The organism is Micromonospora sp. DSM 43699, assembly GCF_055517075.1.
Window position 1 is genome coordinate 12,079 of record NZ_JBTMMT010000070.1, and the last position, 25,438, is coordinate 37,516.

Annotated in this window: 24 protein-coding genes; 11 read left to right on the forward strand and 13 right to left on the reverse strand. The window is 72.6% G+C overall.

The features are described from left to right. Nucleotides 1–171 precede the first annotated feature (171 nt). Both AC0AIB_RS25895 and AC0AIB_RS25900 read left to right on the forward strand, forming a co-directional pair. Nucleotides 172–1,506, forward strand: a complete 1,335-nt coding sequence (locus tag AC0AIB_RS25895; RefSeq protein ID WP_328342688.1) for a TrkH family potassium uptake protein — start codon at nt 172–174, stop codon at nt 1,504–1,506. Beyond that, on the forward strand, nt 1,496–2,164 hold the full coding sequence (locus tag AC0AIB_RS25900; protein WP_328342686.1) for a potassium channel family protein: 669 nt from the start codon (nt 1,496–1,498) through the stop codon (nt 2,162–2,164). The genes AC0AIB_RS25895 and AC0AIB_RS25900 overlap by 11 nt, the downstream gene beginning before the upstream one ends. Before the next feature lie 65 nt (nt 2,165–2,229). Here AC0AIB_RS25900 and AC0AIB_RS25905 read toward each other — a convergent pair whose 3' ends face one another. The 7 genes from AC0AIB_RS25905 to AC0AIB_RS25935 form a co-directional block, all read right to left on the reverse strand. Further along, nucleotides 2,230–3,888, reverse strand: a complete 1,659-nt coding sequence (locus AC0AIB_RS25905; RefSeq protein WP_328342684.1) for a serine/threonine-protein kinase — start codon at nt 3,886–3,888, stop codon at nt 2,230–2,232. Between the two features lie 71 nt (nt 3,889–3,959). Next, on the reverse strand, nt 3,960–5,513 hold the full coding sequence (locus AC0AIB_RS25910; protein WP_328342682.1) for a fused MFS/spermidine synthase: 1,554 nt from the start codon (nt 5,511–5,513) through the stop codon (nt 3,960–3,962). 36 nt (nt 5,514–5,549) lie between these two features. Beyond that, nucleotides 5,550–6,563 (reverse strand): coiled-coil domain-containing protein, encoded by a 1,014-nt coding sequence (locus tag AC0AIB_RS25915; RefSeq protein ID WP_328342680.1) that lies wholly within the window; start codon nt 6,561–6,563, stop codon nt 5,550–5,552. 368 nt (nt 6,564–6,931) lie between these two features. Continuing rightward, nucleotides 6,932–7,738 carry an inositol monophosphatase family protein gene (locus tag AC0AIB_RS25920; protein ID WP_328342678.1) on the reverse strand — a complete coding sequence of 269 codons (807 nt, stop codon included), beginning with the start codon at nt 7,736–7,738 and terminating at the stop codon, nt 6,932–6,934. Next, complete coding sequence (locus tag AC0AIB_RS25925; RefSeq protein WP_328342676.1) at nt 7,731–8,183, reverse strand: response regulator; 453 nt, start codon at nt 8,181–8,183, stop codon at nt 7,731–7,733. Before AC0AIB_RS25925 ends, AC0AIB_RS25920 begins: the two co-directional genes overlap by 8 nt. Beyond that, nucleotides 8,180–10,021, reverse strand: coding sequence for a sensor histidine kinase (locus AC0AIB_RS25930; RefSeq protein WP_465097675.1), 1,842 nt, complete (start codon nt 10,019–10,021; stop codon nt 8,180–8,182). The genes AC0AIB_RS25925 and AC0AIB_RS25930 overlap by 4 nt, the downstream gene beginning before the upstream one ends. Further along, nucleotides 10,018–11,235 (reverse strand): PP2C family protein-serine/threonine phosphatase, encoded by a 1,218-nt coding sequence (locus tag AC0AIB_RS25935; protein WP_328342672.1) that lies wholly within the window; start codon nt 11,233–11,235, stop codon nt 10,018–10,020. The genes AC0AIB_RS25930 and AC0AIB_RS25935 overlap by 4 nt, the downstream gene beginning before the upstream one ends. 267 nt (nt 11,236–11,502) lie before the next feature. Here AC0AIB_RS25935 and AC0AIB_RS25940 point away from each other — a divergent pair, with 267 nt between their 5' ends. The 4 genes from AC0AIB_RS25940 (at nt 11,503) to AC0AIB_RS25955 (ending at nt 15,190) form a co-directional block, all read left to right on the forward strand. Beyond that, nucleotides 11,503–13,899, forward strand: a complete 2,397-nt coding sequence (locus tag AC0AIB_RS25940) for a M28 family peptidase (protein WP_465097676.1) — start codon at nt 11,503–11,505, stop codon at nt 13,897–13,899. A gap of 82 nt (nt 13,900–13,981) precedes the next feature. Beyond that, nucleotides 13,982–14,431: a GNAT family N-acetyltransferase gene (locus AC0AIB_RS25945; protein WP_328342668.1), complete on the forward strand. Its 450-nt coding sequence runs from the start codon at nt 13,982–13,984 to the stop codon at nt 14,429–14,431. A 118-nt stretch (nt 14,432–14,549) separates the two neighbouring features. After that, a complete protein-coding gene (locus AC0AIB_RS25950; RefSeq protein ID WP_328342666.1) occupies nt 14,550–14,930 on the forward strand; it encodes a hypothetical protein in 381 nt (126 codons plus the stop codon). Next, nucleotides 14,927–15,190 carry a type II toxin-antitoxin system RelE family toxin gene (locus tag AC0AIB_RS25955; protein WP_328342664.1) on the forward strand — a complete coding sequence of 88 codons (264 nt, stop codon included), beginning with the start codon at nt 14,927–14,929 and terminating at the stop codon, nt 15,188–15,190. Before AC0AIB_RS25950 ends, AC0AIB_RS25955 begins: the two co-directional genes overlap by 4 nt. Before the next feature lie 6 nt (nt 15,191–15,196). On the opposite strand, the gene AC0AIB_RS25960 is transcribed toward AC0AIB_RS25955, so the two are convergent. Next, the gene (locus AC0AIB_RS25960; RefSeq protein WP_067315484.1) at nt 15,197–15,451 is read right to left on the reverse strand and encodes a Smr/MutS family protein; all 255 of its coding nucleotides are present in this window, start codon (nt 15,449–15,451) and stop codon (nt 15,197–15,199) included. 68 nt (nt 15,452–15,519) lie between these two features. Next, nucleotides 15,520–15,714 carry a helix-turn-helix transcriptional regulator gene (locus AC0AIB_RS25965; RefSeq protein ID WP_205789268.1) on the reverse strand — a complete coding sequence of 65 codons (195 nt, stop codon included), beginning with the start codon at nt 15,712–15,714 and terminating at the stop codon, nt 15,520–15,522. Between the two features lie 277 nt (nt 15,715–15,991). Between AC0AIB_RS25965 and AC0AIB_RS25970 the strand changes: the two genes are divergently transcribed. Further along, nucleotides 15,992–16,123, forward strand: a complete 132-nt coding sequence (locus AC0AIB_RS25970) for a hypothetical protein (RefSeq protein WP_465097677.1) — start codon at nt 15,992–15,994, stop codon at nt 16,121–16,123. 32 nt (nt 16,124–16,155) lie between these two features. On the opposite strand, the gene AC0AIB_RS25975 is transcribed toward AC0AIB_RS25970, so the two are convergent. Both AC0AIB_RS25975 and AC0AIB_RS25980 read right to left on the reverse strand, forming a co-directional pair. Then, the gene (locus AC0AIB_RS25975) at nt 16,156–16,524 is read right to left on the reverse strand and encodes a tetratricopeptide repeat protein (protein WP_328342656.1); all 369 of its coding nucleotides are present in this window, start codon (nt 16,522–16,524) and stop codon (nt 16,156–16,158) included. A gap of 92 nt (nt 16,525–16,616) precedes the next feature. Beyond that, nucleotides 16,617–17,387, reverse strand: coding sequence for an ROK family protein (locus AC0AIB_RS25980; protein ID WP_328342655.1), 771 nt, complete (start codon nt 17,385–17,387; stop codon nt 16,617–16,619). A gap of 476 nt (nt 17,388–17,863) precedes the next feature. Between AC0AIB_RS25980 and AC0AIB_RS25985 the strand changes: the two genes are divergently transcribed. The 3 genes from AC0AIB_RS25985 (at nt 17,864) to AC0AIB_RS25995 (ending at nt 20,658) form a co-directional block, all read left to right on the forward strand. Continuing rightward, nucleotides 17,864–19,501 carry an ABC-F family ATP-binding cassette domain-containing protein gene (locus AC0AIB_RS25985; RefSeq protein ID WP_465097678.1) on the forward strand — a complete coding sequence of 546 codons (1,638 nt, stop codon included), beginning with the start codon at nt 17,864–17,866 and terminating at the stop codon, nt 19,499–19,501. A gap of 37 nt (nt 19,502–19,538) precedes the next feature. Then, complete coding sequence (locus AC0AIB_RS25990; RefSeq protein ID WP_328342651.1) at nt 19,539–19,853, forward strand: hypothetical protein; 315 nt, start codon at nt 19,539–19,541, stop codon at nt 19,851–19,853. A gap of 79 nt (nt 19,854–19,932) precedes the next feature. Further along, nucleotides 19,933–20,658 carry a methyltransferase domain-containing protein gene (locus tag AC0AIB_RS25995; RefSeq protein ID WP_465097679.1) on the forward strand — a complete coding sequence of 242 codons (726 nt, stop codon included), beginning with the start codon at nt 19,933–19,935 and terminating at the stop codon, nt 20,656–20,658. A gap of 107 nt (nt 20,659–20,765) precedes the next feature. Here the strand turns inward: AC0AIB_RS25995 and AC0AIB_RS26000 are convergent, their stop codons facing one another. Beyond that, nucleotides 20,766–21,767 carry a LacI family DNA-binding transcriptional regulator gene (locus AC0AIB_RS26000; protein WP_328342647.1) on the reverse strand — a complete coding sequence of 334 codons (1,002 nt, stop codon included), beginning with the start codon at nt 21,765–21,767 and terminating at the stop codon, nt 20,766–20,768. 136 nt (nt 21,768–21,903) lie between these two features. Here AC0AIB_RS26000 and arfA point away from each other — a divergent pair, with 136 nt between their 5' ends. After that, complete coding sequence (arfA, locus tag AC0AIB_RS26005) at nt 21,904–23,415, forward strand: arabinosylfuranosidase ArfA (RefSeq protein WP_328342645.1); 1,512 nt, start codon at nt 21,904–21,906, stop codon at nt 23,413–23,415. 192 nt (nt 23,416–23,607) lie between these two features. Here the strand turns inward: arfA and AC0AIB_RS26010 are convergent, their stop codons facing one another. Continuing rightward, entirely contained in the window at nt 23,608–25,113 is a 1,506-nt protein-coding gene (locus AC0AIB_RS26010; RefSeq protein ID WP_465097680.1) for an amino acid permease, read from the reverse strand. Nucleotides 25,114–25,438: the final 325 nt, after the last annotated feature.

Sequence of the window (25,438 nt, forward strand, 5' to 3'; positions counted from 1 at the left end):
CGGGACGTCCCGGCAGGTGGGCGTCACCAGCAGACCGGGCGCGGCTGACCGGCAGTTGGTCGTCGACTGACCGCCAGGTGAACCCTGCGGGGAAACCGGCGCGGGAGCCGGGACCGCACCGGGATACGCGATTCACCGACCCGACTTCGCCGGAATCGACAGGATTGTCTGGTGCGCGGGTTCCTTCGTCACCCAGTCCGGCTGGTGCCGTTCGGTTTCCTGGTGGCGATCGCGATCGGCACCGGCCTGCTGATGCTGCCCTGGGCCACCAGCGCACACCGCTACACCCCGCCGGTCACCGCGCTCTTCACCGCCACCTCGGCGGTCTCGGTCACCGGCCTGGCGGTCACCGACACCCCGAACTACTGGAACGGTTTCGGGCTGGCGATGATCACCGTGCTGACCCAGGCCGGCGGGTTGGGCATCCTCACCGGCGCGGCCCTGGTCAGCCTGGCGGTCACCCGGCAGCTCGGGCTGCGCAACCGGCTGCTGGTACAGGCCGAGACAGCCGAGTACGGCTTCGCCGACCTCCGTCGTCTGCTGCTGCGCATCGCCGGCACGGTGTTCGGCTGCGAACTGGTGATGACCGTGGTGGTCACCGGCCGGCTCTGGCTCACCTACCACTACCCGCCGGGCCGGGCACTGTGGTCCGGGGCGTTCCACTCGATCCAGGCGTTCAACAACGGCGGTTTCACCCTCTACACCGACGGTCTGGTCGGCTTCGCCCGTGATCCGTGGGTGTCGCTGCCGCTGGCCCTCGGCGCGATCGTCGGCGGGCTGGGCTTCCCCGCGCTGTTCGAGGCGTTCCGTCAACGCCGCCGACCGGTCCGCTGGGCGGTCGCCACCAAGCTGACCATCTGGGGCACCGTGGTGCTGCTGGCCATCGGTGTCGTCGGCCTGCTCGCCACCGAGTGGCACAACCCGTTCACCATCGGCACCTACGACACCCCGGACAAGCTGCTCGCCTCGTTCACCCAGATCGCGCTCAGCCGTACCGGCGGGTTCGACGTGATCGGCGTGGCGGCGTTGAAGGAGGAGAGCTACCCCCTGCTCATCGCCCTGATGTTCATCGGCGGTGGCAGCGCCAGCACCGCCGGTGGGATCAAGGTCTCCACGTTCTTCCTGCTCGGCTTCGTCATCTGGGCGGAGCTGCGCGGCGAGCCGGACGTCACGGTGGGCCGCCGCCGGATCGCGGTGGTCAGCCAACGCCAGGCGTTGACGGTGGCGCTGATCAGCGTCGCGCTGGTGACCGCCGGCACGTTCGGCCTGACCGTGCTCACCACAGGCGTCCGGTTCAACGAGACGCTGTTCGAGGTGACCTCGGCGTTCAGCACCGCCGGCCTCACCGTCGGGCTCACCCCGCAACTGCCCGCGTCGGGCCAACTGGTGCTGACCGTGCTGATGTACATCGGTCGGATCGGACCGCTCACCCTCGGCTCGGCGATCGCGTTGAACACCCGACGCCGGCTCTACCGCTACCCGAAGGAGCAACCCGTTGTCGGCTAGGGACGAGGACGACGGCGACATCGCCGTGATCGGGCTGGGCCGGTTCGGCTGCCACCTGGCCGGGGCGCTGGCCCGGCTCGGCCACCAGGTGCTCGCCGTGGACCGCGACGCCGAACGGGTGCAGCGCTGGTCGGCGTCGCTGGACCGGGTGGTGCAGGCCGACGCCACCGAGGAACAGGCGCTACGGCAGCTCGGCGTCGGCGACTTCCGTCGGGTGGTGGTGGCCATCGGCGCCTCGGTGGAGGCCAGCGTGCTCACCGTGCTGGCCCTGACCGAGGTGGGCGTACCGCAGATCTGGGCGCGGGCGACCTCCCGGAAGCACGCCAAGATCCTGGCCTCGGTCGGCGCGCAGCACGTGGTCTTCCCGGAGGCGGAGGCCGGGGAACGGACGGCCCACCTGATCGTCAGCCGGATGCTCGACTTCATGGAGTTCGGCGAGGACTTCGCCATCGCCAAGGTGCCGGTGCCGCCGCCGCTTGTCGGCCGCCGGCTGCGGGAGATCGCGGCTCAGGAGCGGTACGGGGTGATGGTGGTCGGCGCCAAACCGGCAGGCGAACGCTTCCGGTACGCCGACCCCGAGACCGTGCTCGGGCCGGGCAGCATCCTCATCGTGGAGGGCGGGATCGCCCAGGTACAACAGTTCGCGGCCCTGCGCTGAGCCTCAGCCCCGAGGTCCCCGGCCGGGACCGCCGCCTCTACCGCCGCCCTTGCCTCCCCTCCCAGTCACTTTCCCGCTTTTCCCGGTGCCCCACCCGGCCCCTTGCCCGCCGCCGGCCCCTGTCCCTTGCCGGGCTGCTCGGCCTTCGGCTTGGGCTTCGCCGGCCCGGCCGCAGCGGACCCGCCCTTGCCCGAGGTCTTGCCCGACGACTTCGCCGGCTTCTTCGCCACGGGTTTCTTCGCCGTCGGCGGCTTCACCACCGGGGCGCTGCCGGCCACCCCGGAGACCCGCACCCCGCAGCTCGACTCGCCGACGCTGAACTCCAGCGGCAGCGGGTTGCCGCCGGTGTACCGACCGGTCAGCGAGACCTCCTCCGCCGCGCCCGGGGCCAGCGCGGCGCTTCCGGCCGCCGGGGTGACCCGGACCAGCCGCCCCTCCTGGCGTACCCCGGGGGTGGTCGTGGTGACGGTCTGCTGGCCGGGGAACGCGAAGCTCATCGTCCAGTCGCGCAGCTCCCGGGGACCGGTGTTGGTGAGCGTGAGCTGGGCGGCGAAGTCCTTGCCGGAGTCGCTGCGCAGCGCGTACTCGACCTCGCACCCGATGGGCTCGGGCAACCCCATCCGGGCCTCGGTGGGCCGGTCGGCACCACCGCTGGCGGGGCTGCGCGAGGTCACCCCCCAGATCGCCGCGGTGACCGCGACGAGACTCACGGCGGCCACCCCGGCCTCGATCCGGCGGCGGCGGGTGGCGGCCCGCCGGTTGCGGGTCCGGCCCGAGAAGGGCAACGCGTCGGTGTCGGCCGACCAGGGCAGGATCGTGGTGCCGGCGTTGGCGAGCAGGGCCGGATCGAGCAGCCCGGGGGCCGGGGAGACCGGCACCGCCGCGACCATCCCGGCCGCGCCGGCGAGGGTACGCGCCACCTCGGTCGTCGCCGGCCGGTCCTCGGGGCGCTTGGCCAGGCAGCGACCGACCAGCTCGACCACCTCGTCGGGGAGCCCGCGTACCGGGGGCATCGGCTCCGGGTCGTGGTACATGTGCGCCCGCAACATCTGGGTGGTGGTGCTGGCCTGCCAGGGGAGCCGCCCGGTGAGCATCCGGTAGAGCAGCAGCCCGACCGCGTACACGTCGGTGGCCGGGGAGACCTGGCCGTTGTCGAGGCGTTCCGGGGCGAGGTAGGCGGGGGTGCCGAGCAGGGTGCCGTCCGGCCCCTTCTCGCTCTCGCCGACCAGCGCGGAGATGCCGAAGTCGACCACCTTCACCCCGGTGGCGGTAAGCATGACGTTGCCCGGGGTGACGTCCCGGTGCACCACCCCCCGGGCGTGCGCGGTGGCCAGCGCCGAGGTCACCTCGGCACCGATGGTCACCGCCTCCCGCCAGGGCAGCTGCCCGTCGCGGCCGAGCCGCGCGGTGAGCGGGCCGCCGTCCACCAGCTCCATCACCACGTACGGCACGGTCAGCCCGACCTGCTCGGACTCGCCGTAGTCGTACACGTTGGTGATGTTGGGGTGGCAGAGCCGGGCGGCGGCCTGCGCCTCGATCCGGATCCGGTGCCGGAAGGCCCGGTCGGCGGCCAGCCGGGAGGCGAGCACCTTGACCGCGACCTGACGGCCGAGCACCTGGTCGTAGCCGCGCCACACCACGGACATGCCGCCCGCGCCGAGCTGCTCGATCAGCCGGTACCGCTCACCGAGGAGCTGGGCGGCGTTGCGCACTCCTGCACCCATGGTCGACCGAGTTGCCCGGGACGACCCGGCCTACACCTCGATGGTCGTAATCGGTCAGGAAAGTCACCCGATCAGGCGGTCGCGAGCAATTGGTCCACCGGGGCGTAGTCGTCGGTCAACACCAGCGCGCCGTCGACGAACCGGGTCACCTCGCTGCCGGCCAACATGTCCGGGATCTTCGCCACCGTGCCCAGCCGGATCCGCAGCGCGTCCAGCGGCAGGGGGGCGTCCGAGGCGACGATGAGGAAGTTGCTGCCCTGCCGCCCGGCGATCGCCTCCGGCGGCGCGACAAGCGCCACGTGGTCGAACTCGGCGGCCACCGTGGCCAGCTCCGCGCGGATGAACCGGCCCGGCGGGTAGTCGATGACGTTCTGCACGTAGATCCCGCCGGGGCGGAGCACCCGGTCGACCTCCGCCGCCATCTCCCGGGTGGCCAGGTGCCAGGGCACCACCAGGTGTCCGAAGGCGTCCCCGACGACCAGGTCACGGCTGTCCGCCGGCTCCCCGCCGACAAGCATCCGGGCGTCCCCCACCTCCGCCCGCAGCCCCGGCCCGGTCCGGACGCCCAACTCCCGCCGGTCCAGCTCGACCAGCTCGCCGTCGATCTCGAAGACCACGTTGTCGGTGCCCGGCCGGGTGGCGCCCAGGTAGCGGGGCATGGTGAACCCGCCCCCGCCCAGGTGCAGCGCGTCCAGCCGCTGCCCCTTCGGGGCGGACACGTCGGCGACCGCGCCGATCCACTGGGTGTACTCGTACTCCAGGTGGGTCGGGTCGTTCAGGTCGACGTACGAGTGCTGGGCCGAGTTGAGGTAGAGCGTGCGCCCACCGGCCCGGGACGGGTCGGCCTCCACCCGGGCGCAGTGGTAGGCGGTCTCCACGTCGCACGGGTTCGGCGCGACCGCGCTCAGCCCCGCCGCGACCAGCCCGAGCACCGCCAGGGTGGCCTTCGTCCGGGCCGGACCGGGCAACCCGGCGGCCTCCTGCCGACGCAGGTAGACCCCGAGCGCCAGCCCGACCACGCCGAGCGCCGCCGCCAGGCCGATCAGGATCACCGTGCTGGGCAGCGCCGCGACCAGCACGAAGCCGGTGCCCAGGGTGGCGGTGATGCCGCCGAGGGTGCCGATGCCGGAGAGCCGCCCGACCACCTGCCCGGTGCGCCGAAGGTCGGCCAGTTGCAGCTTCACCACAAGCGGGGTGACCGCCGACAGCAGCGCCGCCGGCACGAACACCGCCAGCGCGGTGAGCAGCAGGATGCCGCTGACCGCCCCGCCGCGCAGCAGCTCACCGGCGTACCGGACCACCGGCAGGGTGACCGCGGCGGCGATGCCGGCCAGGATCAACGCCGGGGCGAGCAGCCCGCGCGGGTCGCGCCGGTCGGCCAGCCACCCACCCGACCACGCCCCGTACGCGATGGCGGCCAGCGCGATGCCGATCACCGAGCTGGTCACCTGGAGGGTCACCCCGACGTACGGGCCGACCAGGCGCAGCGAGACCGTCTCCAGCACCAGCACCGCGCCGCTGGAAAAGAAGACCAGGAACGCGGCGAGCCCGTTGGGCAGGGCGCGGGAGGGGACCGGCGCGGAGGGCGTCGGCGCGGTCACGACGTCGGACGATGTGCTGCTCACCGTCGCGATGCTACGTCCCGTTCCTGGGCCGGACGGTCAGTACATCGAAAGGTGAACATGGTTTGTGTGGTCGGCGGCCGGGCTGCCCGACCCGCTGTACGCCCGCCAACCGGTGTTCGGCATCCAGATCTGCCGGTACCAGATCACATAGAGCACGCCGAGCCGGTTGGCGTTGTTCTTGAAGTAGTTGGCCAGGCTGTCGCCGTACGCCTTGTCCCCGCCGGTGGCCGTCTCGTCCTTGAAGCCGCTTGTGGCGGCCGAGAAGTCGCAGGCCCGGCCCTTGGGGTGCTCGCCGCCCCCGCCGCTGCGGTGGCAGGACACGAACCGCTTGTAACCGGCCGCCTTGGCCTGCTGCATGGCGTGCAGGGTGCGTGGGGTGATGCAGCCGGAGGTGGTCGGGTCGTTCACCGAGCACGACTCGCCCGGCCACGACCCGTCGGAGTTTCGCGGGGCCGGCTTCGCCGAACTCGACCCGCCGCTGAAACCGGCGCTACTGCCCGAGCTGACCGTGGCCAGGGCGCGTTCGGCCTCCCGCTTCTTCTTCGCCAGCGTGGCGAGCTGCTTCTGCTGCTCGCGGACCTCGGTGTTGATGGCGATGGTGGCCTCGGCGGCGGTCTGCCGCGCCTCGGCGAGCGCGCGGAGCTGTTTGCCGTCCCGCTGGGCCATCATGTCGAGGTCGGCGGCGCGCTTGAGGAACGCCTCCGGGCTGGCCGTGTTGAGCAGCATCGACGTCGGGGTCAACCGGCCCACCCGGTAGGACTGCGCGGCCACCTCGCCCACCTGGGCGGTCAGCTCGCCCAGCCGGCCCTCGATCACCTTCAGCTCGGCGGTCAACGCGGTCTGCCGCCGCTTGGAGTTGTCCAGCTTGGCCTTGGCCTCGATGTGCCCCTTCGCCGCCGCCGTGAGCGCGTCCTTGAGCTGCTTGGTGCCGCCCTCGCCGGGTTCTGCCGAGGCGGGCACCGCGCCGACGCCGAGCAGCAGCGCCAGCGAGGCGAGCAGCACGGTCAACGGTCGACGCAGACGTGGCCGGGTCAGGCTGGTCCTGGGCACGGGGGTGTCCTTCCCTCTGCCGCCGACGCCCGGTCGCAGGCCGGCACGGCGGCGGTCCCGCCGGCCCCGGTTGGCGGCCTGGGGGCGGAGACCGCCGGTCACATTACCGCAATCACACGCGGTGACCAGGCCCGTGACGACACCTGACAACAACCCTCGACCCGGCGTGTCGGGCCGGTCGCCGAGGGTCCAACTCGTCGATCTGTCGGGCGCCGGGCAGGGCCTCCCGGCAGGAGTCGCCGGGCAGGGCCTCCCGGCAGGAGTCGCCGGGCAGGGCCTCCCGGCAGGAGTCGCCGGGCAGGGCCTCCCGGCAGGAGTCGCCGGGCAGGGCCTCCCGGCAGGAGTCACAGTGGCGAGGGAGCGGGCGGTCAGTCGCCGAGCAGGGCGGCGCGGACCTCCTGCCAGGTCGGCTCGTCGACGGCGACCAGCAGCCCCCGACCGTCGTCGGCCGGGTGGTACTCGGTGCCGTCGAACCGCCGGGCCACCCCGCCCGCCTCGCGGACCAGCAGCGCACCGGGAGCGTGGTCCCAGGGCAGGGTCCGCCAGAACATCACGAACTGCTGCTCCCCGGTGAGCAGGTCGAGGTACTCCCGCCCGGCGCAGTGCTGACCCGGCAGCAGCTCCCCGATCCGCCCCTCGCCGGCCGCCACCCGGTCCCGGGTGGCCTGCGGCAGGTACTGGACCATCGCGGTGCCCCGCAACCGCTGCGGCGCGACGGTGGCACCGGAGCGCACCGGCCGGCCGTCCAGCCGGGTGCCGTCGCCGGCACGGGCCACGGCCATCGTCCCGGCCAGCGGGTCGAACACCCAGGACGCGGCCGGTTCACCCGCGCTGAGCAGGGCCACCATCAGGGCGAACGGGCGGCGGCCGGCGGCGAAGTTCCCGGTGCCGTCGACCGGGTCGACCACCCAGACGTCGCCGCCGTCGCGCAGGTGACGCAGCAACGACCCGTCCTCGGCCACCGCCTCCTCGCCGACGACGAGCGAGCCGGGCAGCAGCCGGCGCAGCTCCGCCGAGATCCGCTCCTCGGCCCGCTGGTCGGCGACGGTGACCAGGTCACCCGGGGCCTTCTCGGTGACGTCGGCGTCGTCCAGCTTGCGGAACAGCGGCAGCACCACGTCCGCCGCGGTCTCCCGTAGCAGGGTGTCGACGTCGGCGAGCAGTTGGTCAGCCACGCGGCGGCAACTTGACCACGCTGACGAAGAACTCGTCGATCTGGCGGACCACCGAGATGAAACGTTCGAAGTCCACCGGCTTGGTCACGTAGGCGTTGGCGTGCAGCTGATAGCTGCGCAGGATGTCCTCGTCGGCCTGGGAGGTGGTGAGCACCACCACCGGGATCCGGCGCAGCTGCTCGTCGTTCTTGATCTCCTCCAGCACCTCCCGGCCGTCCCGGCGCGGCAGGTTGAGGTCGAGCAGGATCAGGTCCGGGGTCACCGCGTCCGTGTACCGGCCCTCGCGCCGCAGGTAGTCCAGCGCCTCGGCGCCGTCGGACACGACGGTCAGCCGGTTACGGAGCTTGTGCTCCTCGAACGCCTCCTGGGTCATCAGCACGTCACCCGGATCGTCCTCGACCAACAGAACCTCGATCGGGCTCTTGCCGTCCGCCGGCGCGGTCATCCCACCCTCTCCTTCGTACCACCCGTGGTGCCTTGTCCCGGCGACCCGCCGGGTGGGTCCTCGTCCTGCACCCCGCCCGGCTGCCGCCCGACCGGTGCCGGCCGGTCCGCCGGCTCGGCCTCCCCGGCCGGCGCGGGCGTCTCCCCCACCGGGTGGGACGCGGCAGCGGCGTCGGTGGTCGTCTCCGGGCCGTCCCCGCCGGTCGTCGCCGTGGCGTCCGTCCCGGCCGGCTCCGGGCCGTCCGGGTCGACCGTGGCATCCGCCTCGGCCGCCGCCTTCGCCGCCTCGACGTCCTCCGGGCGGGCCGGGAGGGTGAACCGGATCGCGGTCCCCTCGGCCTGGTCGGTGTCCACCCAGACCCGACCGCCGTGGTACTCGACGATCTTCTTGACGATGGCCAGGCCGATGCCGGTGCCCGGGTAGGCGTCCTTGGCGTGCAGCCGCTGGAAGATCACGAAGATCTTGTCGGCGAACTCGGGCTCGATGCCGATGCCGTTGTCCTGGCAGGTGATCTCCCACTCGGCATCGACCAGCCGTGCCGAGACCCGCACCTTCGGCGCGACGTCGGGGCGGCGGAACTTCACCGAGTTGCTGACCAGGTTGACGAGCAGGTTGGTGAGCAGCGGCTCCTCGCCCCGGATCACCGGCAGCTCGCCCCAGGTCAGCTCGGCGTCGGCGTACTGCCGGCCCGGCTCGGTCTGGCTGGCCACGTCGGCCATCACCTTGTTGAGGTCGACGTCGACGAAGCCGGTGGTGAGCCGGCCGATCCGGGAGAACGCCAGCAGGTCGTTGATCAGGCGTTGCATCCGCTGCGCGCCGTCCACCGCGAACGCGATGTACTGGTCGGCCCGCTCGTCGAGCTGCCCGGCGTACCGGCGCTGGAGCAGCTGGCAGAAGCTGGCCACCTTGCGCAACGGCTCCTGGAGGTCGTGCGAGGCGACGTAGGCGAACTGCTCCAGGTCACGGTTGGAGCGGGTCAGCTCCTCGGCCTGTTTCTGCAGCTGGCTGTTGACCCACTCGATGTTCTCCCGGGCGGCCCGCACCTCCGCCAGGTCCTTGGCGATCTTCTGCCGCATCACGTCCACGTCGTCGGCGAGCCGGCGGAACTCCGGCGGCCCCGACCCGGCGATGTGGTGCTGGTAGTCACCCGCGGCGACCTCCCGCACCTGCTGGGCCAGGCCGGTCAGCGGCCGGATCACCATCCGCTCCAGGGAGAGCACCATCAGGATCCCGGCGACGACCACCACCACCGCCGCGACGACCAGCAGCGCCACCAGCAGGTTGCCGGTCCGCTCGATGTCCCGGGCACCCTGCTCCCGCTCGGCCAGGATCGCCGCCTGGAGGTCACCCACCGACGCCCGGATCTGGTCGAACTGCTGCCGGGCCTGGGCGGTGATCAACGCCTGGGCGGCAACCGTGCCGCTGCTCCCGGTGGTCGCGATCACCGGCTCGGCCACCGACCGCCGCCAGGCGTCCGCCTGCTGCTGGGCGGTGCGCAGCGCGCCGGCGATCGCCGGATAGTCCCGGCTCAGGGTGGTGATGGTGGCGGCCACGTCGCGTTCCTGCTGCACCCCCTGCTCGTACGGGGCCAGGTCGGCGCGGTTGCCGCTCACCGCGTAACCGCGGATGCCGGTCTCCTGGTCGAGCAGCGCGTTGAGCAGTTCCTGCCCCTGCACCCGCAGCGGGCCGGTCCGGGTGAGCAGCGCGTCGGTGTGGGCGCGGTTCTTCGTCGCCACCGCCGCCTCGGCGACGGCCAGCCCGACCAGCAGCACGCCGACCACGGCCAGCAGCGCCAGCACCCGACGACGCAGGGTCCACCCCGAACGGTACGTGTTCACCGGCCACCGCCCCGGGTGACGAGCAGCATGGCGACGTCGTCGGCGAGCGGCCCCCCGTTGATCTGCTCGGCCCGGCCGACCAGCCAGGCGGGCAACTCGGACAGCGGCACGGCGTGGTTGGCGCGCTCCTGGAGCAGGCCGGTCAGCCCGTCGACGTCCAACCGGTCGTCACCGTCACCCACCCGCCCCTCGATCAGGCCGTCGGTGTACATCAACAGGGACCAGTCATCGGTGTCGAACTCCAGATCGAACGCGACGGGACGGCGGGGTCGTACGCCGAGCAGCAGGCCACCACGGGCCGGAACCGGCGCGACCTTACCGCCGGACAGCAGCAACGGCGGCGGGTGACCCGCCAACCGGACGGTGGCCCGGTTGGCGGCCAGGTCGAGCCGGGCGGTGGCGACGGTGGCGAAGATCTCCTGGAGCCGGCGCTCGCTCATCAGGACCTGCTCCAGGGCGGGCAGCACCTCGTCGTCGGGCACCCCGGCCAGGATCAGCGCCCGCCAGGCCACCCGCAGCTCGACGCCGAGGGCCGCCTCGTCCACCCCGTGCCCGCAGACGTCACCGACGATCAGGTCGACCCGGTCGGGGCGGGTCTGCACCACGTCGAAGAAGTCCCCGCCGATCAGGGCCGCGTGCCGGCCCGGCCGGTAGAAGGTGTGCACCGCCACCTCGTCGGTGGTCATCAGCGGCTGGGGCAGCAGGCCCCGTTCCAACCGGGCCGACTCGGCCTGGCGCAGCTCGACCTCACGCAGCCGACGGGCGTTCTCGTCGGCCCGCTTGCGCTCCACCGCGTAGCGCAGGGCGCGGGTCAGCAACACCCCGTCGACCTGCCCCTTGACCAGGTAGTCCTGGGCGCCCTCGGCGACCGCGACGATGCCGAGGTGCTCGTCGGAGCGGCCGGTCAGCACGCAGACCGCCGCGCCGCTTGACATCTCCAGCACCCGGCGCAGCCCGTCCAGGCCCTGTGCGTCGGGCAGCCCGAGGTCGAGCAGGACGCAGTCGACCCCGGCGATCCGCTGCCGGGCCTCGCTGAGGCTGGTGGCGACAAGCAGGTCGATCATCGAGTTGGTCTCGGCGAGCAGCTCACCGACCAGGAAGGCGTCGCCCTCGTCGTCCTCGACCAGCAGCACCCGCAGCCGTTCACCGGGCGGCAGGTTGGCGTGGGGCCCGAGCCCGCCGTGCGGGTACGGCGCGGCGGAGGACCCGGCCATGCCAGGCCCCCGGTGCGACCGGGTCACCGCCGCGAGACGCGGGAGTTCGCTGGTGATGTCGGGCTCCTTCCGAGTGCCCTACTGATCCTGTATTAGACAACGGTCGCACACAACACGGTCCGCCCGGTCGGGGCGTACCCGGGCAAGGCCGTCATCGGGTGAGCGTCCGGTCAGCCTCCCGCGTCACGGTTCGGTCCCGGTACGCCCCGCTCTCCCCCGGTCGGGGCAGGATGATGCCCACCCCCGCACCACCTCCGAGGAGTCCCCGTGGGCGTACCCCCCGCCTCCGCCGCCGACCGGGCGCTGACCCGGCCCCGGCGTCGTCCGCTCGCCGCCCTCGCCGCCGTCCTGGCGCTGGTCGCGGTGGGTGCGGCGATGCTGGTCACCCTGGCCACCCCGACGCCCCGACCGGCGGACGCCCCGGCCGACGAGTTCAGCGCCGGGCGGGCCTACCGGACCGTGCAGACGGTGGCGGCGCGGCCGCACCCCGCCGGCAGTGCGGCCAACGACCAGGTGCGCGAGCATCTGGTCGGGGCACTGCGCGGGCTGGGCCTTCAGACCGAGGTGCAGGACACCGTCGCCCCGGAGGCCGGGCAGCTCAGCGGGGCGGCCGGCGGGGCCACCTTCGCCCGGGTCCGCAATGTGGTGGCCCGGCTCCCCGGCACCGCCTCCACCGGCCGGGTCTTCCTGGTGGCGCACTACGACTCGGTGCAGACCGGCCCGGGTGGCAACGACGACGCGGCCGGCACCTCCACCGTGCTGGAGGTGGCCCGCGCGCTGGCCGCCGGCCCCCGGCCCCGCAACGACGTCGTGTTCGTGCTGACCGACGCCGAGGAGGCGTGCCTGTGCGGCGCGTCGGCGTTCGCGGCCAGCCACCCGCTGGCCGCCGACGGCGGGGTGGTGCTCAACCTGGAGGCCCGGGGCGCGACCGGCCCGGTGATCATGTTCGAGACGTCAAGGAACAACGCCGGGCTGGTGGCCGCCTTCGGCCGGGGCGCACCGCACCCGGTGGGCACCTCGTTCGCGGTGGAGATCTACCGGGCGCTGCCCAACGACACCGACTTCACCGCCTTCCTCGACCACGACTTCGTCGGGCTGAACTCGGCCTACATCGACGGGGGCGCGATCTACCACACCCCGCTGGACACCCCGGCGGCGATGGACCGGGGCAGCCTCCAGATGCACGGCGACAACGCGCTCGGGCTGGCCCGGGAGTTCGGCCGCACCGACCTGACGGCGCTGAAGTCCGGGCACGACGCCACCTACTTCCCGGTGCCGGGCGGGCTGGTCCGCTACCCCGGCTGGTTGACCTGGCCGCTGGCCGCCCTGGCGGTGCTCGGGGTGCTGGCGTTGGGTTGGCTGGTCCGGCGCACCGGCCGGGCCGGCACCGGTCGGCTGTTCGCCGGGTTCGGGCTGGCGCTGGTGCCGATCGTGGTCGCCCCGCTCGCCGCCCAACTGCTCTGGGCGGGGATCACCGCGCTGCGCCCCGGCTACGCCGAACTGCTCGACCCGTACCGGCCGGTCTGGTACCGGTTGGCGGTGGTGGCGCTCGCCGCCGCCATCCTGCTCGCCTGGTACGCGCTGGCCCGCCGCTGGGCCGGCCCGGCCGCGCTGGCCGTCGGCGGGCTGGGCTGGCTGGCCCTGCTCGGGGTGGTGCTGGCCGCGCTGGTGCCCGGCGGGGCGTACCTGGCCACCCTGCCGGCGCTGGCCGGCGCGCTCGCCGGCCTGGTCGCGCTGCGCACCCGGATCGACGGCCCGTGGCCGGTGCTCGCGGTGGCCCTGGCCGGCGCGGTCGCCGTGGTGATCCTGCTGCCCACCGTGGTGCTGCTCTTCCCCGCGCTGGGGATGGCGATGGGCGGGGTCGCGGCGCTGTTCGCGGTGCTGCTGGGGCTGGCCGCGCTGCCGGTGCTCGACCTGCTGCACCCGGCCGCCGGCGGCCAGCGCGGCCTGGTCGCCGCCCGCGCCCGCCGGCTCGGCGCGCTGCCGGCCGTCGCCGCCGCGCTGGCCGCCACGGTGTTCGCCGGGGTCGGCCTGGCCGTCGACCGCTTCGACGCCGCCCACCCCGTGCCCACCCACCTGATGTACGCCCTGGACGCCGACACCGGCACCGCGCGGTGGATCAGCCGGGAGGCCGACCCGCAGCCGTGGACCGACGGGTACGTCGACGGCCCGGCCGGGGTCGACGGCTTCCCCGGCCTGGGCGATGCGGACCTGCGCGGCGGCCCGGCCCCGGCGGCGGACCTGCCTGCCCCGACGGTGCAGGTGCTGGCGGACACCAACGCCGGTGGACTGCGCACCATGCGGTTGCGGCTGCTCCCCCAGCGCCCGGTCCGGCTGGCCACCCTGCACGTGGACGCCACCACCGCCGAGGTGACCCGGGCCGAGGTGGCCGGGCGGGAGGTGCCGGTCGGGCGGCAGCCGACCGTCGAGGAGGCATCGTCCGACCGGTGGGGTTTCGGGATCGTCTTCCACGCCCCACCGTCGGAGGGGGTCGAGATCACCCTGACCGTGCGGCCCCGGGCGGGGCAGGTGGCGTTGCGGGCGATGGACGCCAGCGACGGGCTGGAGGCGTTGCCGGGGTTCCGGAAGCGGCCGGCTGCGGTGGGGGTGGTCGGGTCGCACACCTCGGAGATGCTGGCGGTCGCCCGCACGTATCCGTTCTGACGCAATGGTCGGAGGCGGTCGGTTATCCGTGGCCACGGATAACCGGTCGCCGGGTCCGGTCGCGCCGGCTACGGTCCGCAGGATGCGGCTGGAGAAGGTCACCCCGGAGAACTACGAGGCGGCGCTCGGGCTGTCGGTGCGACCCGATCAGGAGGATCTGGTCGGGCCGGTGGTCAAGTCACTGGCCGAGGCGTACGTCTTCCCGGACATCGCCTGGCCGAGGCTGATCTTCGACGGCGACCGGCTGGTCGGCTTCCTGATGGCCTTCCTCGACTACGCGTGGGGCGACAACCCCGATGACGTCCGATCCGGCCTCTGGCGACTCAACATCGCGGCCGATGCCCAGGGGAAGGGCTACGGGCGGTTCGCCGTCGAGGCCGTCTGCGCGGAGATCCGCGCCCGGGGCGGCAAGCGGGCGTACGTCACCTGGGTGCCTCGGGCGGGCGGGCCGGAGGGCTTCTATCTCAAGCTGGGCTTCCGGCCAACCGGCGAACAGAGCGACGGGGAGACGGTCGCCGTCCTGGACCTCTGACAGTGCTGATGTGGAGCGGATCACCCGGTTGGGCTGACTCACCTTCTGACGGATTCCGGCCGACACCGCCTCAGCTGGTTGTCCGGCTCCGGGGCCGTCCAGCGTTACCATGACCTCCATGACCGCCGCGCACGCGTTCGAGTATGAGGTTCCGCCTCATGCCGGTCCGCCGTCTGAAGCCGTCGAGGCGGCTGAGGATGGCAACGTCGTCTACTTGACTCGCCAAGGGCAGCGGGTGGCGGCGATGGGGCCACCGACGGCGCTCGATCCGCAGGGTCTTGAAAAGATCAGGCAGTATCTGGAAGCGGTAGCCAGAAACCCGAACCGGACACCCGCTCTGCGTGCCTCGGCTCGTGAGGAGCTTGCGCGGCTTGACGAGATCATGGAACAGGTGATCGACGAGGAGGACGCCCAGGCATGCGACGACGCACTGGCGTCGATGCGTGCTGGTGAGTCCACGCAGCCGTGGAGCGCGGTCAAGCGGGAGCTCGACCTGTGACATGGAAGGTTGAGCTCACCAATGCTGCGGCGCGCCAACTGGCCAAGCTCGACCGCTCCACCCAGGTCCGCATCGGTTCCGCGATCGATCAGCTGGCAGTTGACCCTCGGCCCGCTGGTTGCGTGAAGCTGTCCGGTGGCGATACCAAGTGGCGGATCCGGGTAGGCGATTTTCGGATCGTCTACCTGATCCTGGATGACCAGGTTCTGATAGCAGTCGTGCGAATCGCCCACCGCAGAGAGGTATACCGGTCCTTCTAGGGCACGTCACTTCCAGCGGAAGTGGACGAAGAGGCGGCCGAAGTTCTTGGAGTCCTTCTCGACCCGGTGGTAGAGCTGCTTGACGTCCTTCTGGTCGAGGAAGCGCAGCACCTTCTTCTTGAGCTGGCCAGAACCCTTACCTGGGATGATCTCGACCAGGGTGGCCTTCTTCGCCACCGCCTCGTCCATGATCCCGCGCAGGGCACGGTCGATGTCGTGGCCCTTGTTGAAGATGTCGTGCAGGTCCAGCTTGAGCTTCATCCCGCCTCCCCCACCTGCGCAGCCGCCATGGCAGGCCCATCGTAGGCCCGCACGGACCGGGGCGAGGCTCAGGCTTCGTCGGGCAGGTTCGGCCGGTGCTCGCGGATCCACGCCTCGATGTCCTCGGTACGCCAGATCCGCCCGGTAGCGAGCGACTCGTAGGGCTTCGGCCAGTCGGGGCGCTTCATCAACTGCTCGACCCGCTGCCTGCTCACGCCCAGCCTCATCCGGATCTCGTACGCGCCCATGAGATTCCGGCCCATGAACCGGAGGCTAGACACCTCCCCACTGGGCAATACCCTAGTTGGGCGACACCCTACTAGGGCCTTGACTAGGGGGTAGCGTAGCGACCACTCTGAGACGGTGAAGCCGCTGAACGTTTCCCGGGTCCATGCCCGCCCAGGCGGGGCCATCCGGCCGCACGTACCGATGCGACCGCTCTGGCGGTGCCGGGTGTGCGCGGCTCCGTGGCCGTGTCAGCCCGCCCGGCTAGTCCTGACCAGGGACTACCGACAGGACCGGATCGGGCTGTCCGTCTACATGGCCGGGCAGCTGTTCGACGCCACCGGCGACCTGGTCACCCTCAACCCGGACGCCGTCCCGTCCCCGGCGGAGCTGTACGAGCGGTTCCTGGCCTGGACGAGACGCAGAACCGGGCCGGAGGAAGGGTAGGAAACTCCCCTCCCCCGGCCCGGCCAGGGACCTCAGCGACCGTTGTCGACCCGGCTCTCCACCCGGCGCAGCGCGGTCACGTAGTCGTCGTTGGTCGAGTGCATGGCCGCCGCGATGCGCAGGTGGCGCAGCGCGTCCGGGTAACGGTTCAGCCGCTCCAGCGTCCGGCCCAGCACGTGGTGGGCGTAGTGGTCGCTGGGGTCCCGGTCGACCAGCTCCCGCAGCTGCTCCTCGGCCCGGCCGAGCTGGGCGGTCTGGAAGTACGCCCGGGCCAGCAGCTGACGCACGGAGGAGTTGCCGGGCTCGGCCGCCACGATCGGCTCCAGCAGCCGGACCGCTCCGCTCGGGTCACCCATCTCGAAGTACATGGTCGCCCGTCGGTACTCCGCCAGAAGATCCATCCCGACCCACCCCCTCGCGTCACGTCGCCATTGCTCCGACGCTGGCACAACACCGGGCGTACCGCGAGTGTTCCTGCGGGTGCAGTTGTGGCTCAGGAGGTCGGGTCGTCCCGTTCGCCGGTCAGTTGCCAGGCGCGGACGCCGCCGACGATTCCGGCCGTGTTGGGCACGATCACCACGTCGTCGCCCATCCGGGCCACCTGCTCGGGGCGGATCAGCCGCGAGTTGCCGCCGCCGAGATAGAGCCGGTCCCAGCGGAACACCGGGCGCAGCCCGTCCACCACCTGCCGGATCCGCCGGGACCAGAAGGCGTCGCCGAGCCGCCGCCGCTCCGGCTCCCCCACGTACGTGTCGTAGGTGGTGCCCCACCGGACCGGGGCATGCGACAGCTCCAGGTGCGGGGCGAGCCGCCCGCCGTCGAAGAGCGCGCTACCCAGCCCGGTGCCGAGGGTCAGCACCAGTTCGCAGCCCGTCCCGGCGACCACCCCGGCACCGTGCACCTCGGCGTCGTTGAGCACCAGCGCCGGCATCCCGAACGCCTCGGTGAGCGCCCGGCGGGCGTCGTACCCGGACCACTCGGCGAGCAGGTCCGGGTCGATCCGGCTGCGCGGACCGGACCGGGTGACGTAGTGCGGCGTGGCCACCACCACCCCGTGCCGGATCATGCCCGGCATCCCCACCGTGACCCGGTCCGCCCGGGGCAACCGCCCGGCCAACTCCACAAGCGTCTTGACGAACAGGTCGGGCGGCAACGGGTACGGGGTGTCCACCCGGATCACCGGTGCCCGCAGGTTGCCACCCCCGTCCAGCACCGATCCCTTGATGCCCCCACCCCCGCAGTCCACCGCCAGCGTCAATCCCACACCCTCACCTTGCCCCACCCGCCCCGCTCATCCCGCCCCTCCCCCACCTTTCACCGACCGGGACCGACAGCCCGACCCCCGAGCACCGACCCGACCGCCGGGCCGCCTACCGACCCGGCCGCCGGCCCGGAAGACCCGACGGCGGTGGTGACGGGCGGGCGGTGATCGGCGAAAGCCACGGGGAGCGCAGGTTTGTGGAGAATTGTTGTCGCCATAGCCGCAAGAACTCTCCACAATCTCGCGCGGATCACCACCCCCGCACGACCACCCCGCCACCCGAACGATCGCCCAGACGACCACGCCCGCCGCCGACCAGCCGCACAGCCCCCGCCACCCTGAAAGTCGGCCGCACGACCACCCCGGACCGCCAGTTACCGGCCGACCGGGGTCCTTCGGGCGGTAGCTGGGCCGGGACGGCGCTGGGTCGCACCGCGCGCCGTCCTCGCCCGGACCGGCGGACGCTAGGCTCGGGCCTGATGAGCGCCACGATGATCGTCAAAGGACTTGCCGCCGGGCACGGGGAGCGGATGCTCTTCAGTGACCTCGACCTGGTGGTCGCGCCCGGCGACGTGGTGGGGCTGGTGGGAGTGAACGGGGCCGGCAAGTCGACGCTGCTGCGCACGCTGGCCCGGGTGCAGCCGGTGGAAGAGGGCAACGTCTCGTTGAGCCCGCCAGGGGCCTCGGTGGGTTATCTGCCGCAGGAGCCGGAGCGGCGGGCGGGCGAGACGGTCCGCGACTTCCTGGCCCGCCGGACCGGGGTGACCGGCGCGCAGGCGGCGCTGGACGCGGCCACCGAGGCGCTCACCGAAGGCACGGCCGGGGCCGACGACGCGTACGCCGGGGCACTGGAGCGGTGGCTCGGACTCGGCGGGGCGGACCTGGAGGAACGCGCCGCCCAGGTCGCCGCCGAGTTGGGGCTGACGGTCGACCTGGACCACCCGATGACCGCCCTCTCCGGTGGCCAGGCGGCCCGCGCCGGCCTGGCCTCGCTGCTGCTCAGCCGGTACGACGTCTTCCTGCTCGACGAGCCCACCAACGACCTGGACCTGGCCGGCCTGGACCGGCTGGAACGGTTCGTCACCGGGCTGCGCGCCGGGACGGTGCTGGTCAGCCACGACCGGGAGTTCCTGACCCGGACGGTGACCCGGGTGCTCGAACTCGACCTCGTGCAGCAGCAGACCCGGCACTACGGCGGCGGCTACGGCGCCTATCTGGAGGAGCGGGAGGTGGCCCGCCGGCACGCCCGCGCCGACTTCGAGGAGTACGCCGACACCCGCGCCTCGCTGGAGGCCCGCGCCCGCACCCAGCGTTCCTGGATGGAGAAGGGCGTGAAGAACGCCCGCCGCAAGGCCACCGACAACGACAAGATCGGCCGGAAGTTCCGGGCCGAGTCGACCGAGAAGCAGGCGGCCAAGGCGAAGCAGACCGAGCGGCTGATCGAACGCCTCGACGTGGTCGAGGAGCCGCGCAAGGAGTGGGAGCTGCGGATGGAGATCGCCGCCGCGCCCCGGGCCGGTGCGGTGGTGGCCTCGCTGCGCGACGCGGTGGTCCGCCGGGGCGGCTTCACCCTCGGCCCGGTGACCCTCCAGGTCGACTGGGCCGACCGGGTGGCGATCACCGGGGCGAACGGCTCCGGCAAGACCACCCTGCTCGGTGCGCTGCTCGGCCGGCTGCCGCTCGACGCCGGTCATGCCGCACTCGGCCCGGGGGTGGTGGTCGGCGAGGTGGACCAGGCCCGGGGGCTGTTCCTCGGCGACCAGCCGCTACTGGAGGCGTTCGAGGCCGCCGTACCCGAGATGACGCCGGCGGACGCACGGACGCTGCTTGCCAAGTTCGGCCTGCGGGCCGCGCACGTGCTGCGGCCGGCGGCGACCCTGTCGCCGGGCGAGCGGACCCGGGCGGCGTTGGCGCTGCTCCAGGGCCGGGGGGTCAACCTGCTGGTGCTGGACGAGCCGACCAACCACCTCGACCTGGCGGCCATCGAGCAGTTGGAGTCGGCGCTGGCCGGTTATCCGGGGACGCTGCTGCTGGTCACCCACGACCGGCGGATGCTGGAGGCGGTCAGCGTCGACAGGCGCCTGCGGGTCGCCGACGGGCGGATCGCCGAGGACTGATCCACGCCGCCTGATGACCGCCGGGTGACAATGGGTCATGCTCAAGTGGGAGTACGCGCTGCTGGTGCGCCGTCGCCAGCCGACCGCCTCCGACCTCAGCTGGGAGGTCGTCTTCGTCTGGTACGGCCCGGACGGCTCGATGGTCGACGTGACCGCCTACGGCGACACCGCGCTGGCCCACCTGAACCGGGCCGGCGACCAGGGTTGGGAACTCGTCGGGATGAGCGAGGACCCGTCCCTGGAGGGCCACAACGAACTGCACCGCTACCACCTCAAGCGGCCGAAGGTTGCCGGCGCTCCCCGGCAACGCATCCGGGGCGTCGGCCGGCCCACCCGCCGCACCGGCGGCTGACCGCTGCTGCGCAGGAAGCAGCCCCGATCGGGTGGGTGTGTCGGGCCGGGGAGCGGGTAACGGCCGGCGGGAGGTGGCCATGGTCGCATTGGCGCAGGCACCGCCCTCGGCCGAACGGCTGCGGGCGCTCGACGGGTTCCTCGGCGCGGCCTGGGCCGAGCAGGCCCGCCACGACGAGCGGTTACGCGGGCTCGCGGTCGAGGTGCGGTTCGACCGGGGGGTCGCCCACCTGAGCGGCGAGGTGGCCGAGCCGGATCAGTTGCGGCTGGTCCGCGAGCTGGTCGGCCGGCTGGCCGGGGTGTACGGCGTGTGGGGGCGGGTGCGGGTCGGCGGCCGGGATCCGGTGGTAGTGGACCTGGGCTGCGGCGGGCAGAAGCAGTACCCGGCGAACCTGGGGCTGGACATCTTCCCGGCCCCCGGGGTGGACGCGGTGGCGGACCTGTCCGGGTCGCTGCCGCTGGCCGACGGCTCCGTCGACGTCCTCTTCACCGTGCACATCCTGGAGCACCTGATCGATTTCCTGCCGCTTCTTGACGAGTGCCACCGGGTGCTCCGGCCGGGTGGGGTGCTGCACGTGATGAGCCCCTGGTGGGGGCATGTCAACGCGGTGGCCGACCCGACCCACGTCCGGCTGCTGGACGTGCAGACGATCAAGGGGATCTGCGGGCAGCGCCCGCCGGGCACCCCGCGCTGGCATCCGCTGCACGCCGGCTGCGACGGGGCGTCGATCTTCGCCGACCTCACCCCGCTGCCCTCCGACGCACCACCGGAAAACCCGGCCCACCTGGCCCGCTTCTTCGACTGACAGGCCGGGCGACGGTGCCGACGGCCCGACTGCTCCGGCAGAGCGACGGGAGGCGGGGATGTCCTGCCGGGGTCAGGTGAGAGGGCACGTCGCGGGAGGCCGCTCTGTCAGGCGGTGCTCTCGCGGGGGGTCAGCCGGTGCGGGGCGGTGAGTTCCCGGGGCGGCGCGTCCCGGTCGCCGTCCAGCCGGCCGGCGAGCAGATCGACGGCGAGCCGGGCGATCCGTTCCTTGTCCGGGGCGACGGTGGTCAGGGTGGGGACGCTGAACCGCCCGTCCTCGATGTCGTCGAAACCGGCGACGGCGACGTCGGCGGGGACCCGGAGGCCGGCCTCGTGCAGGGCGCGGAGCGCGCCGAGGGCGAGGGTGTCGTTGAAGCAGAAGACCGCGTCGGGGCGGGCCCCGGAGGCGAGCAGGTGGCGCATGGCGGCGGCCCCGTCGGCCCGGTGCCAGGCCGGGGCGGGGGCGACCAGGCTCTCGTCGTACCCGAGGCCGGCCTCGGTCAGGGCGGCGGTGTAGCCGGCCAGCCGGAGTCGGGCGCTCGCACCCTCGGGGGTGCGTTGTGAGCCGATGGCGGCGATCCGGCGGCGGCCGAGGCCGATCAGGTGGGCGGTCATCTCCCGGGCCGCGGTCACGTTGTCGATCACCACGTGGTCGGCGGGGCCGTGGTCCACCCGCTCGCCGAGCAGCACCATCGGCATGCCGTCCAGGCCGGCGAGGTCGTCGGCGTTCAGCGACAACGGGCTGAAGATCAGCCCGTCGATCATGTGGTCGCCGATGCCGATGGCGGCCGCCCGTTCCTGTTCGGGGCCGCCACCGGTCTGGTCGATGAGCACCGTCCAGCCGTGGTCGACGGCGGCGGCGACCACGTGCCGGGCCAGTTCGGCGAAGTACGGGATGTCCAGCTCCGGCACGGCGAGGGCGATCACCCCGGTACGGCCCTTGCGCAGGTTGCGGGCGGACAGGTTGGGCCGGTAGCGGAGTTCGGCGATGGCCGCCTCGACCCGGGCCCGGGTGTCCGGTCGGACGTGCTGGTAGCCGTTGACCACGTTCGACACGGTCTTGACCGACACCCCGGCCCGTTCGGCCACGTCCTTCAGTCTGTGCCGCACGATCTGCCACCTCCCCCCTCCGACTCAGGACCCTATCGCGTAACAAGCCCTTTACAACGTTGGTTGCAACGTTGTAGGAACGCCTGGTACGCCGTGACCGCAGTCACGGAGCAGGTCGAGGAAAGGTGGCACCCAGGTGCGTACAGCCCGGTTGACGATCGATCCGGCGTTCACGATCGGTCCGGTGGACCGACGGATCTTCGGCTCCTTCGTCGAACACATGGGCCGCTGCGTGTACGGCGGCATCTACGAGCCGGGCCACCCCGAGGCCGATCCGCTCGGCCTGCGCCGTGACGTGCTGGCGCTGACCCGGGAGCTGGGCGTCTCGGTGGTCCGCTACCCCGGCGGCAACTTCGTCTCCGGCTACCGCTGGGAGGACGGCGTCGGCCCGGCCGCCGACCGGCCCCGCCGGCTGGACCTGGCCTGGAAGACCGTCGAGACCAACGCGTTCGGCCTCGACGAGTTCATGACCTGGGCCGCCGCCGCCGAGATCGAGCCGATGATGGCGGTCAACCTCGGCACCCGGGGCGTGCAGGAGGCGTGCGACCTGCTGGAGTACGCCAACCACCCGGGCGGCACCCGGCTGTCCGACCTGCGCCGCCGGCACGGCGCTGAGCAGCCGTACGGCGTGCGGTTGTGGTGTCTCGGCAACGAGCTGGACGGCCCCTGGCAGGTCGGTCACAAGACCGCCGAGGAGTACGGCCGGCTCGCCGCCGAGACCGCACGGGCGATGAAGCTGATCGACCCGTCGATCAGCCTGGTCGCCTGCGGCAGCTCCGGCCGGGGCATGCCCACCTTCGCCTCCTGGGAGGCGACAGTGCTGGAACACACCTACGAGCACGTCGACTTCATCTCCGCGCACTCCTACTACGACCCGACCGACGGCGACCGGGCCAGCATCCTCGCCTCCGCCGTCGACATGGACCATTTCATCACCGAGGTGGTCGCCACCGCCGACCACGTGGCCGCCCGGCTGCGCCAGACCCGCAAGCTGAAGATCTCCTTCGACGAGTGGAACGTCTGGTACCAGTCCCGCCTCCAGCACGACCTGGACCGGCGCGGCTGGGTCGAGGCGCCCGCGCTGATCGAGGACGATTACACCGCCGTCGACGCGGTGGTGGTCGGCGACCTGCTGATCACCCTGCTCCGGCACGCCGACCGGGTCGGTGTCGCCGCCCAGGCCCAGCTCGCCAACGTGATCGCCCCGATCCGTACCCGCACCGGCGGACCGGCCTGGCGGCAGAGCATCTTCCACCCGTTCGCCCTGACCGCCCGGTACGCCAGGGGCACCGTGCTGCGGACCGAGCCGGTCTCGCCGCACTACGAGACGAAGCGGTACGGCGACGTGCCGGTGCTGGACACCGTCGCCCTGCACGACGAGGAATCCGGCGAGTTGGTCGTGTTCGCGGTCAACCGGAGCGCCGAAGACCTTCCGCTGGATCTCGACCTGCGCGGCCTGTCCGGGCTGCACCCGGTACAGCATCTCAGCCTCGCCGCCGGTGACGACCCGGAGGCGGTCAACACCGAGGCCGAACCCGACCGGGTGACGCCCCGGGAGCTACCCACCACCACCTCCGACGGCGGGCGCTGCTCGGTACGCCTGCCGGCAATCTCCTGGAACGTGCTGCGCTTCGCACCGCAGCCCTGACCACACCCGGGCAGCCCGGCGGGGAGCAGCGCCGCCCCCGGCCGCCACCCACCCTGTCAGGGCCCGGATGCCGGGCGCGGTCGGAGCCGGGTACCGGGCGGGGTCGAGCGGGCGGGTCGGGTACCGGTCGGGTCGAGCGGGCGGGTCGGGTGCCGGTCGGAGGGAACGGCGTGGCCGGCACCCGACGGGGAGTCAGGCCGAGGCCGGTTCCGAGGTGCGGTCCTCGTCGGCTTCGCGGGTGGCGAGGCGGTTGCGCCGGTAGCCGTAGCCGAAGTAGATGACCGCGCCGAGCACCATCCAGATGAGGAACCTGATCCAGGTCTCGATCGACAGGTTGAGCGTCAGGTAGAGGCAGGCCAGCGCGGTGAAGATCGGCAGCACCGGGGAGAACGGGACCCGGAACGGCCGCTCCAGGTCGGGGCGCTTGCGGCGCAGGATCGGCACCGCGATCGAGACGATCATGAAGGCGCAGAGAGCGCCGATGCTGACCAGGTCGGACAGGGCGGACAGCGGCAGGAACCCGGCGAGCAGCGCCACCGCCACGGTCATCACCGCGGAGATCCGGTAGGGCGTACCCCAGCGCGGGTGGATCCTGGCGACGGCGGGCGGGAGCAGCCCGTCCCGGGCGATGGCGAAGCCGATCCGGCCCATGGCCACCAGGTCGACCAGGATCACGCTGGTCAGGCCGGCGACGGCGGCGATGGAGACCAGCACCCCGGCCCAGCTCGCACCGACCGCGTTGAAGGCCGCGGCGATCGGGGCACCCCTGTCGATCTCGCCGTACGGCACCATGCCCACCACGACCAGCGAGACGCCGATGTAGAGCGCGGTGGAGATCAACAGGGTGCCGAACAACCCCAGGGTCAGGTCCCGCTTGGGCCGCCGGGTCTCCTCGCCCAGGTTCGCCACCGCCTCGAAGCCGGTATACGCGAAGAAGACCACCGCGGCGGCACTGAGCACCCCGACGAAGCCGAAGACGGACGGCTCCACCCCGAAGATCGCCTGGACGACCGGCTGCTTGATCCCGTCGTCACCGGCACCGGCCGGCTCGGCCGGCGGGATGAACGGGCTGAGGTTGGCGGCCTTCACGAAGAACAGCCCGGCGACCACGACGAAGACGCAGATCGCGACCTTCACCAGGACCAGCAGGTTGGTGATCCGGGCGGACTCGCGGATGCCGATGATGGCCACCACGCCGAGCAGCAGCACGATGCCGATCGCGCCGAGGTTGACCACGCTGCCCTCTTCGGCGAACCAGGCGCTCGGCAGGCCGAACAGCTCGGCCAGGTAACCGGACCAGCCCCGGGCCACCACCGCCGCGCCGAGCGCGAACTCCAGCAGCAGGTCCCATCCGATGATCCAGGCGACGATCTCGCCCATCGTGGCGTACGCGTAGGTGTAGGCGCTGCCGGCGGTCGGCACGCTGGACGCCAGCTCGGCGTAGCAGAGGGCGGCGAGCAGGGCGACCGTCCCGGCGATGGCGAACGAGATCACCACGCCCGGCCCGGCGCTGTCCCGCGCCTCGATGCCGGTGAGGGTGAAGATGCCGGTGCCGATCACGATGCCGATGCCGAAGCCGGTGAGGTCGCGCGCACCGAGCCGGCGTTTCAGGCCGGGGCTTCCGTCGCTGCCGTCGGCGTTGCCCTGGGCAACCACGTCCTTGATCGGTTTGGTTCGCAGCACGGACACTGCGCTCACCCCTCCCACCACCGCGACCGCCCCGCTGACGACCGGTGCCGCGCGTTGCTACCCAACCAGCCCCCCCGCCAATCCACCCACCCCACCCCCGCCCCCTCTGACCCAGAGCCCCCTCCCGACCCCTTTCGGTCACCCACCCAGACTCGCCTCCGATGATCAAGAGGTTTGCGTCATCCGTCGCGCGAAGATAGACGTAAACCTCTTGATCACCGGGCAGCAGGCGGGGCCGCGGGACAGGCGGGGCCGCGGGAGCGGGGCCGCGGGATCTGATGAAGGGAGACGGGGTGTGGGAGTGACGCAGTGGGGTGTGGCTGGGTTGGTTATG

What these genes read in the sequence shown, in the direction of transcription:
- AC0AIB_RS25965 (WP_205789268.1), bottom strand. Translation starts at nt 15,714, where the DNA reads ATGGGCCGGAATCTCATGGGCGCGTACGAGATCCGGATGAGGCTGGGC.
- AC0AIB_RS25990 (WP_328342651.1), top strand. Translation starts at nt 19,539, where the DNA reads ATGCTCAAGTGGGAGTACGCGCTGCTGGTGCGCCGTCGCCAGCCGACC.
- AC0AIB_RS25985 (WP_465097678.1), top strand. Translation starts at nt 17,864, where the DNA reads ATGAGCGCCACGATGATCGTCAAAGGACTTGCCGCCGGGCACGGGGAG.
- AC0AIB_RS25905 (WP_328342684.1), bottom strand. Translation starts at nt 3,888, where the DNA reads ATGGGTGCAGGAGTGCGCAACGCCGCCCAGCTCCTCGGTGAGCGGTAC.
- AC0AIB_RS25950 (WP_328342666.1), top strand. Translation starts at nt 14,550, where the DNA reads ATGACCGCCGCGCACGCGTTCGAGTATGAGGTTCCGCCTCATGCCGGT.
- AC0AIB_RS25925 (WP_328342676.1), bottom strand. Translation starts at nt 8,183, where the DNA reads ATGACCGCGCCGGCGGACGGCAAGAGCCCGATCGAGGTTCTGTTGGTC.
- AC0AIB_RS25945 (WP_328342668.1), top strand. Translation starts at nt 13,982, where the DNA reads ATGCGGCTGGAGAAGGTCACCCCGGAGAACTACGAGGCGGCGCTCGGG.
- AC0AIB_RS25975 (WP_328342656.1), bottom strand. Translation starts at nt 16,524, where the DNA reads ATGGATCTTCTGGCGGAGTACCGACGGGCGACCATGTACTTCGAGATG.
- AC0AIB_RS25935 (WP_328342672.1), bottom strand. Translation starts at nt 11,235, where the DNA reads ATGGCCGGGTCCTCCGCCGCGCCGTACCCGCACGGCGGGCTCGGGCCC.
- AC0AIB_RS25970 (WP_465097677.1), top strand. Translation starts at nt 15,992, where the DNA reads ATGGCCGGGCAGCTGTTCGACGCCACCGGCGACCTGGTCACCCTCAAC.
- AC0AIB_RS25995 (WP_465097679.1), top strand. Translation starts at nt 19,933, where the DNA reads ATGGTCGCATTGGCGCAGGCACCGCCCTCGGCCGAACGGCTGCGGGCG.
- AC0AIB_RS25960 (WP_067315484.1), bottom strand. Translation starts at nt 15,451, where the DNA reads ATGAAGCTCAAGCTGGACCTGCACGACATCTTCAACAAGGGCCACGAC.